This window comes from Anaplasma capra (genome assembly GCF_025628805.1).
In the GTDB taxonomy this organism is placed as follows: domain Bacteria; phylum Pseudomonadota; class Alphaproteobacteria; order Rickettsiales; family Anaplasmataceae; genus Anaplasma; species Anaplasma capra.
In genome coordinates this window covers 1-12,585 of record NZ_JAOTBG010000001.1, presented here as the reverse complement: position 1 = coordinate 12,585, position 12,585 = coordinate 1, and the positions used below count along the sequence as shown (strand labels likewise).

At 49.2% G+C, this 12,585-nt stretch carries 4 protein-coding genes; 3 read left to right on the top strand and 1 reads right to left on the bottom strand.

Annotated features, from left to right (window positions below; translation table 11 throughout):
• Positions 1 to 28: 28 nt before the first annotated feature.
• On the bottom strand, positions 29 to 10,525 hold the full coding sequence (locus tag OC187_RS00020) for a hypothetical protein (RefSeq protein WP_263008453.1): 10,497 nt from the start codon (positions 10,523 to 10,525) through the stop codon (positions 29 to 31).
• Positions 10,526 to 11,048: 523 nt separating this feature from the next.
• Between OC187_RS00020 and OC187_RS00015 the strand changes: the two genes are divergently transcribed.
• From OC187_RS00015 to nuoI, 3 genes are all read left to right on the top strand, one after another.
• Entirely contained in the window at positions 11,049 to 11,495 is a 447-nt protein-coding gene (locus OC187_RS00015) for a HesB/IscA family protein (protein ID WP_262997980.1), read from the top strand.
• 11 nt (positions 11,496 to 11,506) lie between these two features.
• Positions 11,507 to 12,226, top strand: a complete 720-nt coding sequence (gene lepB / locus OC187_RS00010; protein ID WP_262997981.1) for a signal peptidase I — start codon at positions 11,507 to 11,509, stop codon at positions 12,224 to 12,226.
• 90 nt (positions 12,227 to 12,316) lie between these two features.
• On the top strand, positions 12,317 to 12,585 hold a 269-nt coding region (gene nuoI / locus OC187_RS00005), incomplete at its 3' end, for an NADH-quinone oxidoreductase subunit NuoI (RefSeq protein WP_262997996.1).

Here is a 12,585-nt window from a genome sequence, read left to right as displayed (position 1 = left end):
ACTCCTCAACAGAGGGGTAAGAATCTGGCTACTTGTCAACGCTTCCACGGCGTTGTCCCGCGCCGTGCTGGGAAACCTCGGGATTATCGAAGGTGGTGGAAGGCCGTAGTTCTTGCTGGTTGCCATCGCTCTTCGACCCAGATTGTGCACTGGATGAAGGAGAATGCGCGATGTTGGATTGTCTCTCGGCATCCACTGAAGCAGAAGCTTCTTTCCCTGCGGTATCCCGTCCCTTTTCCATGTGGCTTGCATGCTGCTCCTGTACCACTTGTTTTTCTGTGCTGGTGTTGGGTCTTACGCATCGCACTACTAGCAACATTGTTGCAGCGTAGAAATACTTGATGAAATCCACAACATATTGAAGCGCCCGCTTATACCACGGACCCTTGTCCGGTGCAGCAGGTCTCATAGAGACAAGCACTTTTATCGTTTCCCATAGCCTCTTGTACCACGGATACTTATCCGGGTGGGAAGGTGTAAACATGTAATGCCTAGGCTTATGCCCGGTGGCGTCATGTTCAGCGCCAAACTTCCTATCGAGATATGTTCGCAAGAAATTAGCCTCAACATTTTTGCATTTTCTTGCAGCTTCGTCATGATCGGTGAATATATCATTCTTGCACAGGTCTAGCAGTGGCGGGTCTACCAAATCAAGAGGTGCGTTGTTACACAGCTTTGCGAGGATAGCACCTTCTATTCTGCTAGCGTTTATGGTGTATGAGTCGCATTTATCGCGTAAAAATTCTATACCATCTCTACCGTCACGTGTGTAGAAGGCCATGAGAATATCTGTTATGTCCGCCTCACGTAGCCCATACATCTGCCTATCATTTACATGCACGGTGTTTGCGATTTCAGAGTTCTTCAGGACGTTCGTTAGGAGATTGAGTGCGCGCTCTGAATCAATGAGGTCACTCCGCAGTGCGCCAGAAATGGTACTCATGACCCTTTCTATGCAATTTCGTGTCGGCAGCAATACCGCGCTACCACAATATGTTTCAGCGGAGTCCTTGTCTTGTATGTTAAACATATTCTGCAGAAGGGTGTGATCTGCAATTATGAATCGCTCTCCTAATACTTTCCTGACGCTTCTAATTGACTCGTCCAGTTTTTTCCCTTTTTCGTAATCACCAGTAAGCGTGCTGACAGCGACTTTTCCTAGCTCTTGTTCGACAATAAGGCCATGTGTACCTGACGTCAGTGACTGTAGCGATACCAGTTGATCTATCTTGTTCACAACCTCTTCAGAGAGTGACTTCATGTTATCAACGGATTCCTTGAAATCTCGCACCGCATCCGCTACTTTTTGCTCGGATTCGCCCATGGCCTCGAATTCCGAAACCATGCCCTCTAGATCTCTGAGTGATGTGAGCAATGCCAGCTTGGAAGCAATACACCCAAACTTTGCTACGATCTTTCCTACATTGTCCTGAGGAATGTTACGGCCTTCTAGTCGGAAAGCTAAGCTTACAGTGTTCGCGCACAAGCCATCGGTCATACTGCCGCCTCCAACTCCCTCAATAAGAGGTAAAAGGTTTGCGGCGTTCCCCAAGGCCTTGGTCATCTTACTGTTTGTTGCGGACAGTTCCGCGCCCAGTGTGTAGCCGTACAACAGCGATGCGGCACCTTCCAATTTTTGTGATACATCTTTGATTTTTTGTGCCCAATCTGAGTAAGGCTGCTGCTGACTTGCGCTACCCTGCTCAGGTACACTAGGAGTTGCCGATGGACCAACAATAATCATTCTGAGCCATTGTTCGGCGGTGGGGCTTGACATTCGCTGCTGTTGCGCCGTTGATGCTGCGTCATGATGTATAGCTACTGCTTCTAGAACATTTTGACATTCAGCAGTTGTGCTTGCCTTGTGCGCGGCAGACTTTGTCAACTTCGAAATTTTGTCAAGTGAATGAACAACTTCTGGAAGTATAGCCGCCACTGTCCCGCTATACCCACCTGTGATGCTTCGTATGTGCTCTTCATCTGGCACGTACTGCCCATCATTTGCAAGTTGTCCACAGATTTTGTGTAGTAGGGTCCTTGCACCTAGCACATAGGTACCCAGGCCGTCAAGTGCATCTTGCACTTGTTCGTGTGACGCTTGCTGGCTGTCCAACTCACAGAGAATCTGGGCCGCGCCCTTTTTAAGCACCAGACCGCTATCTTCAGTGTCCACGTATACTGCGGAAACCAGTGCGTCTGCGCTAAGCGCAGCTTCGTACACGTCTATAAGTGCGGCATCACGCCAAGACGGCCCGCTGCTTCCTTGATGCAGCGAAGCTCCCTCCTGCCCAGGTATACTGCTGATAAGATCTAGAGCCATGCGCACTGTATTTGCAGCGATCTGCAAGTGGATGCTGGGTTGTTCAGCGCCTTCTGCCCCATGTGCAGCAGCAAACGATGTCAGGAAATTCTGGCAATTGGTGAGCTTTTGTGAAATCGCGGTTATGAGGGGGCTGTCCCACTCATGCACGCATCCCTCATCAAGGAACTTTGCCATGTTCTCAGCCTCACTAAGGCTTATCAGAACACTCTTCTTATACTCCTGAAGACGACTCTCAGGAGCGTTGGAGACTGCGTTTTCGCTATGTGCTGCACTCCTGGACAGGGAGATCATACGCGAAATCTGAGCTTTCAAATCTTGTGATACAATGCGCCAGCCTTGCTCATTTGTTATTGTTGGCTGTAGCGTATGTGACACCAACGCTGCGGACCTGTGAGCCCCACTCAGCATGCGCACCACATGTTCTGACAGCTGAGCTCCTGCAAGCATCGTGTCGGAAAGGCATTTTTGACACTTCTGCACGTGGTCCACAAGCTGATTTTTCGTGTTTTGCTGTTGTGACTCTTCTGCGTTTGTAATTTGACATAGTGCTAGGTCCAAAGCAGCATTCTGAGCGGATTCCAGGTGTGTCTTGGCACGCGCCAAATTGCTCATGAGCCTGACCTGATTTGCGTCAATGTTATCTCCCTGAGAAAGAAGAAACTCGTTGATGCCTTCAAGTAGGCGGGCGGTCCGCCCTAGACGCGTTATTATTTCTACATTGCTGCGCTCGTTGGGAGATAACGGCGTCTGTTGATTAGTAGCGGCATTGGTCTGACCAGGCAAATCTTCCATGAAGCCAGATGAACTAGCAGAGAGCGCATCTTCTATTACAGGCCCTGCATCTTTATAGACAGGGTCGTCCAATGTGGCAGCGGCCTCAACCATACGGGGTGCAGCTCCGCGTGTATCGCTTGTTTCGAAAACCACCCTAGAGTTCCCTGTTAAGCTTGCTTCCACTAGTCCAAGCTGTGTTACAAGAGAAGCGCATGCAACGCTGATCGCGTATGAATCTCTCAAGGTAAGATTGCTCTCACTGCTCATGCGCTCAAGAGCTCCAATGATCGATCCTATAGCCTCCTTTACTCTGCTGGATGCAACTCTAACGCCACTTGTACTTATGTCAGTTATTAAATCCTCTGTCTCACGTATCGCGGAACTTATACGCTGTTTTTGTGCAGCATATAGGTTATTGTTGTCAGCTATACCTGACATCTCATCTCTAGCGTCAGTCAATCCGGTGAGAACAGTAGCCAAATTCAAGACCAGCTCGGGTGCCTGATTCAGCTCGCTTCTACCAGGACGAGCGTGTGCCTCCATTGGCTCTACCACAACGTCCGTACCGCAAGCTCTATGAATACTGCGCTGCATGTGTTCAAGTAGTGCGCCCTGGAGTGCAACGTCATCGCTCGTCCGGATGCACTCCCTAATGGTAGATAGCGCCATACGCGCTATTGGCGAGCGTGACTCTATGGGAACTAGAGGAACCTGATTACTGGCATCTGCCCCATGTGCCGGGATGCGGCTCAGCATCACGCTGTTCAGCTCGGTGAGCATATTGAGTATTAGGGTGTGGGTGATAGTCTGATTACCTTTCGTTGCTGATGAGCTACCATCGCCACTAAGTGCACTGCTTACGATATTGTCAATCTGTTCCCGTGTGCAGTGGACCTCTGCATTTCCCTGCATTATTCCAACGGATTCGCTCACTGCTTCCATGGATGCGGCCAATACCTTCCTTGCAAGATCATGTGGGACCTGATCTACGCTATTTTGCGTGATGGCATGATACTGCTTGTCCCTAATCACAGAAGCGGTGTTGCATACTCTTGTTACCACGCCGTCTCTCCATACACTAGAAGCAGCGTTGTAGATCGTGAAAGTATCACGCGCTAGGTGCTCTATCATGTTATCTGTGAGACTTCCGAAGGCTGCGTACTCTCCTACTGTGTATCCTTCTGCAATGTTACGAATTTCTTTGAAGAAGGCGGTGAAGAATTCTTGTGATATATTCACAATGCCATTCTTGCTAAAGTTCGCTCCAACTTTTAAAAGACTCCCCATATTTTGTTGTGTCGCACCCAGTGCTCCAGAGATGTCTGTTGCGACGTTCATCGCTAACGCGGTGTAGATACAATCAGGAACATTGCTGTGAGCCTGACCGCGTTCGTCGTGCATAAGTGCAGTTGTAATTTCTACCGCCTTAGCGCAGATGCGAGCAGCGTGTTCGTCGCCGATATTGTTCTTAATATTTTGCAGTGCGGTGGATGCCTCATCTCGGCATTTTTCCCGCACATCTGCTACGTACGCCCGGACTACCTCACCTTCTATTTGTTGTTCTGCATTGTCGTGTGCCACTTCTGCTTGATTCCCACTGGAGCGTTTGTACATCACAGCACTGCGAAGCACAGTGCCCACAAATCGCTCTACCATGCTGGTCCTGATTTGCTCATTGTTGGTGAGCACACCGAGATCTTTCATTCTCTCACGAAGATCTACAAGTACCTCGGAGATGATTTTACGGTTAAGCCACACATCATTGTCATCGTCGGCGTTCCTCCACGCCGCATCGTCTACAAGTGCACCTATGATGTTACTGGGCACACTAGGTTCACCCTCCATACGCCCTTTTCGTCCAGTGATTATTACATCTTGTAGGGCGCACATTGACGCTGTGAGTACGGCTCGCGCAATATCCCTTTTTAGTATAACTGTATCATTGCTACCTAAATCAGTGCTGCCGTCGCTCGCTTTTGTACCTACTTGCGCATCTCCGCTCAGTGCTTTGCTGAGTGCTTGTCCCAGAGTTGCCTCCAAGAGTTCCGCACGCGGTTCTACTGAGTATATGGATTCAGGCACCTCTTTGCTTAGGCTGAACTCACTTCCGCGATTGACAAGTTGTTTAATTAAATCTACACAGCTCCGGTCCAGAGAGTGTTTTGCAGCATGCACTGCGTCTCGATACATTGAGTCTCTATACTGCTGAACGAAGTTGTCCATTATAGAGGCGATGACACCCGGATCTGAAATCATACGACTGTTCCTAACGTCACGGGGAAGCCCTGCAATCATGATTTTGTTGAGCGTATCTTTGGATACTTCAGCTCTGATTCCATCTGCAGCCGCGCTGAGCTGCATTGCGCTGGAGCACGCTGCCAGAGTGTTATATACAAACTGCACTGGTACGATTGATGCGACATGGTGAGTGCTGCCTACCACTTCCTCTGCAATCTCGCTGAGTATTGCAATGGGGGCAGCTCTGCTAACTGTATTCTTGCTATGAGTGGTGTGATGCTCCTCTATGACCTTTTTCAACACAACTGCGAGATCAGCTCCACTGGTGATCATAAACCTTCCATTGGAGACCGGAAGGAGCGTGCTTGCTATTTCTTCCAGCTGCCCACTTGTTACTGAGGCTCGCACGCCAGCTAGGGCAGAGCGCACCCGTAGCATGTGTGCAAGTGCCTGCAGTGAATTCCTGGCGAATGTTTCAGGGATCTCCACAGCTGGGGACTCGTTCAATGTGTTCAACGTCTTGATATCCGCAAGCTTGCTGACCACTCCCTCCAGATCCGTGATCACGCCTTGTATTTTGCTATTCAACGGTGGTGTTGTTACTATCTGGTCATATTGGGAGATCTGTCTCACGCATTCGTGCAGGGGCGATTGTGGCGCATTGCCGTCCAGGAAGCCTTGTTTTCGAGATGGTAGGCTATTGTATATTTCGGCAAGTACGGAATCTGCGGAGCTCAGTGCCTCTTTTAGTTTATCAGCATCGCTTAACTCGCTGCGAGAAAGCGCTGTTTCTGTTTCTCGTATTCTTGTGCGTATAGCGGGTATTGTGGACAGTGGGTTACGTTCGGGGGAGCCAAGGTTATACACTGCATCTATGTTACCCAGAGATTTTCTTGCTAGATGCACACACACATCACGCAATCTCTGTATTGCCTGCCCAAGGCACTCAATTGCCCTTACGATGTGTTCCACCACGCTACTTGCTGCTGCCCGCAAGTGCAGCGGAGCATCTCCTGTAAGCTGTGACAGCTCATTTTTTGCCCGTGTCAGCAAAGTTTCTACCTGTGGTGCTGGGGGAACATTTTGAGAGATCAGCGACGAACCCCGCTTAATTGTGCTCATTGCGGCGCGCAGCTTGCTTCCTATGTCCTGCTGATGTGTCCCCTGCGACCCGGATTCGATGTGTTTCTCAATGGAGTTAAGCGCTGACGTTAGATGATAACATGCATCGGCCGTCTTCTCTTCGAAGGAGGTAATTAGTTCATTGTAGGTACTGTCCTTAACGGTATCGAGTTGCTCTTCATTTGACCTCGTATGCCCAGCAGCCATGCCAAGTAGCGTTGCCGCGTGTAGCATCTCTTCTAGTATTTTTGGACTGCAGAAGACCACATGTGCATTTTCAGAAATTGCGCAGGCCATTCTGCGTGTTGCGTTTTTCAAATCTACGGTAACGCCAGGTGCGCCCGAGTCTGTAAGTGTTTTTACAGCACTTGCTATGTCCTCTTCTGCACTAACCAAACTATTGGTAAGGCTTTCGATACTAGCGTCACGGAACGGCCCCGAGTAGGAGCTGTATGCGTGATCTGCAGCGTTATGCAGCTGCTTCAAAGCCATTGCTAGGAGACTTGCCTGCCTTGAATGCCCGCCACCCTCTTGTGCCAAGGGTACGGGTTTGTGGAATGCGCTCTGAGATTCTTGTGGGTTGGACAATTTTGCGCTCCCAATTAGAGCTGATATTCCAACTGTATAGCTAGCTACCACATCCTCGATTTCCGTGAGTGCATTACCCGTTGCTGGGTTGCTGCTGATTCTCTGTATACTATCAGTCAGATTCCTAGTATCTGTCACAAGTTGTGTGGCCACATCGGCTAGCTGCCTACCGGTCAGCTCGCCTACACTCTTGAAAATCCCCGCCAAATTTGCAGTGAGTCCGCTTTCTGGGGCGTGCTTGCTGTATGCTGCCGAAGCTTGCGCACATTTTGCGTACTCAGAGCGCAGCACGCTCATGGCACGGGAAAGTTCGTATCTTGCAGCATAAGCCGGTACAGCGGTGTTGTCTGCCGCTTCCGCTTTGATTATGTCGTGCTCGCATGCCACCCTATATACCAGCTCGGCAATGGTATCAGATGAGCACCTAGCAGCCATCTCTTGTGCAGTATCATTAGCTATCTTATTGAACTTCTTCAGCAACAGTACCCCTGTGTGTACCTTGCTTTCCTGTACATCGGCTTTCGCATTCTCGATCCACGTCATGATACCTTGGGCGATGGTGTCTAGTGTTGGATTTTGGGTCAGCCCTTCTTCTGCTATGGGAGCGGCACTCATTGCCTGATCGAGTATATCTATGACACCGGATTGCAAGGCTGCGGATGCCACGTGTCCTGCCAACAACCTTTTTTCTACACTGCCGAGACTGTAGCAAAGCCCACCTACGAGCTCTGTAACCAGCTCTTTCACGTCGGACAGCTGGTTGCTATTGTTTGCTGCAATATCCATGATTTCTTGGATAATGGACTTACCGCTTTGCCCTCCACTTTTTACCAAGTGGCAAGCGAGCACCGAATTTAGTGCTCGGTTGTTTAAGCTCTTTACTATTCTTACTGTAGAGATTAGATCCCTGACGTTTTCCGATCTGACACATAAATCAAGCGCACCTAGCGATTGTTCATTTTTGTGTGACAGGACAGCATACAATGTTTCGGGGTTTGTCAGGGCTTCAGAGCGCTGTTCCAGGGCGCTTGGCAACTTGCCTTGCGTTGCGGCTTCTAATATGCCGCTGCAGAGTTCGGTAGGAGCGGATGCGCCGTGTTCGGCGGTATGTGCCGGCACCTCAGTTTGTTGTTTGGTAGCGGTGGGAGTTGCCAGGCCATCGACTCCCGCTTGGGTATCCTGGGCCTCAGACGGTGCTGGCCTCACTACTTGTGGGAATATATCCCGGATGGTGGCTAGCTTTGCAACTTGGGTGTCATAACGCGCCTTCACTGCGGAGCCTAGGTTATTTAAGAGATGTGCTACGGCGCTAACAAGCTCTTGCAGCCTTCCTTTAATATTCTCAAGCATGTGTGCAGGTACTGCAACGGCTCTATCCTTCTGCGCAGCCATGTAGCTTCTTGCGCTTTCAATGCTCGTCTTTAGGCTACTGAGGGCGCTAGAGACCCGTCGCTGTGCTGTCCTTGCTGTGTCGCTCAGCCGTGTCCCAACTTCTCTTCCTGCGCCCTGCGCTGATAGCAGCATTCCGTCTATCGTGCTCCTCACGTGGAACTCAGCAAGTGCTGCAAACTCCAAGAGGTTGTGCTTGCTGTTCAGCAAGTCGTTTTTGATAACATCAACAGAAGGCAGTGAATCCTTTATCGAATCTCGGATGCCAGCTAACCTATCTACCTGGCTCTTGAATTGCGCCTTTATTTTGGAGCCTAGGTTCTCTAGGAAATCGCGTATAGCGACGAAGAGCCCATATAGCGCGTCCCAAATTCTGATCCTAAGTTCTGTCACACCCAGACGTACTGCCCCTCGTACTTCCCTCGCTGCGGTTTCCACTACGGTTTTAAGATGCTCCAAGGCTGTGGTAATTTTATTACCTGCGGTCCCGACGTGTCCCGCAAGACCAGACATCGCTTCTTTGGTTCTATCTGCGATTGACGTTGCATATTGCGTTAGATTACTTATGCCACCAGCTTGCTGCTCAGATGACTTCTCGCCTTTGGGTGCTGTATCAGCATGGAGTTCCTGTTCTGCGTCATCGTGGTGACCGTGGCTGCGGTGCAAGGTACGTGCCAGATGTGCCTTTTGCTGGTGCTTTGCCTTATTACGCTTTGCTGCTGGAGCCTTTTTGTTGTGATTAGCATCATGCGGTTCAGGTTCAGAATCTTTATCTGCTTCTGCTGCGTTATCAATGCTCACTTCGTTAGCAAGCTGCTCACGTTCGTCTTGCGTCTCGCTCTCTCCCTCCGTATCTAGAGCTTCTTCCTCATCTGAGGAGTGGATTTGGGCTTCCTGCTCACTTCCTTCTACCTCGGAATCTCCGCTACTACGGGTTTCGATAGTACCGGGAGAACCTTGTGTGCCCATATCCCCTGCGAGGCCATCAGTACTGTGGGGCTCGTCACCACGTGCTGCTCCCTCATCTTGGGTGGCTAGTGCTACTTCCTCGTTTTCGTTTGCAGGTTGTTGCGCCACCAGGTCATTCTCCTGACCACTTGTGCCCGCTGCATCAACACTCTCAGAATCCTTGGATGCAGCCGACTTACTGTCTTCGATCAAACCCGCATTTCTAAATTCTTGCACCACAACATTGTTGCATAGTGTAGACAGAAATGAGGCTGCTTCTCTGTCCATACTCTTAGTTACTTCCGAGATCACACCGCTGCTTGTGTTTCCCAACGCAATGCGCACATCACTTGTGTTCTTCCCTTCAGCTATGAAAGAGTTTATTTTTTGTCTTAAGCCGTTTATCCCACCGCTTGTGTATGCGCTTGTGAGCGCATCTTTGTCATTAGCGATAACAGTAGCGGGATTATTGCTTGATTTTCCTTGTTGTGCGCTATCGCTCAGCTCCTTGGCAGCGTCAAAAGCTGATTGTGCACGATTGCGGTATTCTTCTGACGCACTAGTAACGGATATAGGATATCTAAGCCAATTGCTCGTGTCGCCAACCTTTAGGGTATCTGTACAGTATGCAGAAATATCACTAGCTCCCTTGGCTACGGCTTTGCTGTGCAAGGATTCTATTATATCCTTGGCAGCACTAAGAGCATCATCTGCTACACCTGCAGCAAAAGTACCACACAGCTTCTTTACTATCTCCAGGGCGACTGCTGGATCTTTGTCAAAGTGACAGTCTATTGCTTGGTCGAGCAGAGATTTCCCATCTGCGTTGAGGTGAAGAGTTCTTTGTAATACTGAATCAGAGAAATTCCGACTAAGCAACTCCACCGCCCGCACATTCCCATCCTTTACTGCCTTTTCCAGAAGACACGACGAGGTTCCAAACCCCAGCACCTCGGTGGTGTCCAAATTTTGATGTTGTTCTATGTACTGTTCTAACTGTGGGATTCCCTTGCTATATGCGTCGTTGGCATCCTTGTGATTTGCTGTGGCGCCCCGCCCTTGCGGCGTAGTTGCAGCTCCTTGGCTTATGGTATGTTGGGCGTTGTCGTTTGCCGCAGCGGCATCGTTGCTGTGTTCAGTCATATGAGTGTTTCCGAGTTTAGACGTTTGTAGAATTGGATTTTGGAGCCAACTGTGTTTGAAGTTGAGACTAGTAAGCGGAGAATGGCTCTCCATGCTGGATCCGACTACCCTCTAAGTTGTGTTGGCTTACAAAAATGCTACCTGTAATTATGTTAATATATGGTAAATATGTGGTCCGGTATCCCGCTTGTGTGGCGCAATTAAATACAGCTTTCAATGCTTGCTGCAGAACCACAAATAGTCTAATTCATGTTTGCGTGAACACGTTGCATGCACGTTTATCTGTGGCACTTTGCACTGCGCATACCATGTAACTCGATAATAGGCTTAATAGCGCGGTGAGCGCGCTATTAGCATAGTAGCCCCACTGGAATTTGTTTAGTGATACACGTCACAGATTTGTGTGTTTTTCCGCTGGACATAACAACTGCGTATGCGCGATATGTGCACTTTGCAATCTGTTTGACATGCCAAAAAAGTTCATGATACACTCACCGGGGTTTTCATTAGCTCGGTGGTTTTTATGTCCGGTGTGGAAGGTTGTGGGCTCACTCTCACTGAGGGTGCTGTTAGTAAGATCATGGCTGTTTTGCGAGAAGAGGGTGATGCTTCGCTTCTTAAGGTTTCTGTGCAAAGTGGGGGTTGTGCCGGGTTTAAATACGAATTTACCACTGGACCGTATAAGTCATACGGCGATGATGTGGATGACGAGTATCCAGAAGAGGATGACTCGGGCTTTGATGATATGGATGGTGATGAGGAAGAGGATAACGATGAAATTGAGGGTGGGTCAGACCTCATACTTTCAGATGCTTCTGGAAGGCCTATACTCTTTGTGGATCGTTGTTCCAAGAAGTTTTTGCGCAATTCTACGATAGACTACGTGGAAGATATTAATGGTTCCAGGTTTGTGGTCGTAAATCCTGCTGCTAAGTCTGGTTGCGGCTGCGGCAATAGTTTTTCTCTGTGAGTAGGGGTTTTGTGTCTTCTGTTCCGAGAGGGAAGGGCCTTTCTCTACTAAAGGTTCTTGGTGTACTAGCGGCTTCATTGGTGGCTGCAGCTGTGTTTCGTAGTTTTGTGGTTGAGCCATTTCACATACCTTCTGGCTCGATGAAGAGCGGTCTGCTTGCTGGGGATTATATATTTGTGAGTAAGTACAGCTACGGGTATAGTCGCTACTCTATCGTGCTGTCTCCTCCCATCTTAAAGGGTAGGGTGTTCTACACTCCTCCTCAGGCTGGTGATGTTGTTGTGTTTCGTCTTCCCTCTAATCCCGGTACCAACTATGTGAAGAGGGTTGTAGGTCTTCCCGGGGACAAGGTGCAGATCGTTGGTGGGCACCTGTATATTAACGGGGAGGAAATGGGGTATAAGCAAGTTGAAGACTTTTTCGACGGGGTTAAGTCTGTTAAGCGATATGTGGAGACCCTATATAACGGTAGATCCTACGAGGTATTGGATGAGCTGGAGAATAGTTCTTTAGACAACACGCCAGTTTATGTGGTCCCGCAAGGGCACATTTTTGTACTTGGTGATAATAGAGATGATTCCAGGGATAGCCGCTTTGTTACGGAGGTTGGGAACATACCTATAGAGAATATTGTAGGCAAGGCCCTGATTATCGCGCTTTCATTTAGGAAGGGTGATGGATGGTTTCCATTTGGGATTAGGACTGATCGGATTTTGCGTGCTATAAAATAGTGAATTTGTGAGATAGCTGTGCGGCTTCTTGGTGCTCTGTTGAGGTTTGTGCGTACGAATGTTAGAGGTTTTTCGCTAACGCTGGTAAGCATGTTTAAACACAAAGCGACACTACGCTATCCTTTTGAGAAAGGTCCATTGAGCACGAGGTTTCGTGGTGAGCATGCCCTTCGAAGGTATGCTGATGGGCGGGAGCGCTGCATAGCGTGCAAATTGTGTGAGGCTGTGTGTCCTGCGCAGGCTATTACCATAGAAGCAGCTGAACTGGAAGATGGCAGTCGTGGAGCAATAAGATACGATATAGACATGACCAAGTGCATATACTGCGGTTTTTGTCAGGAGGCTTGTCCAGTTGATGC

What these genes read in the sequence shown, in the direction of transcription:
- OC187_RS00015 (WP_262997980.1), top strand. Translation starts at nt 11,049, where the DNA reads ATGTCCGGTGTGGAAGGTTGTGGGCTCACTCTCACTGAGGGTGCTGTT.
- OC187_RS00020 (WP_263008453.1), bottom strand. Translation starts at nt 10,525, where the DNA reads ATGACTGAACACAGCAACGATGCCGCTGCGGCAAACGACAACGCCCAA.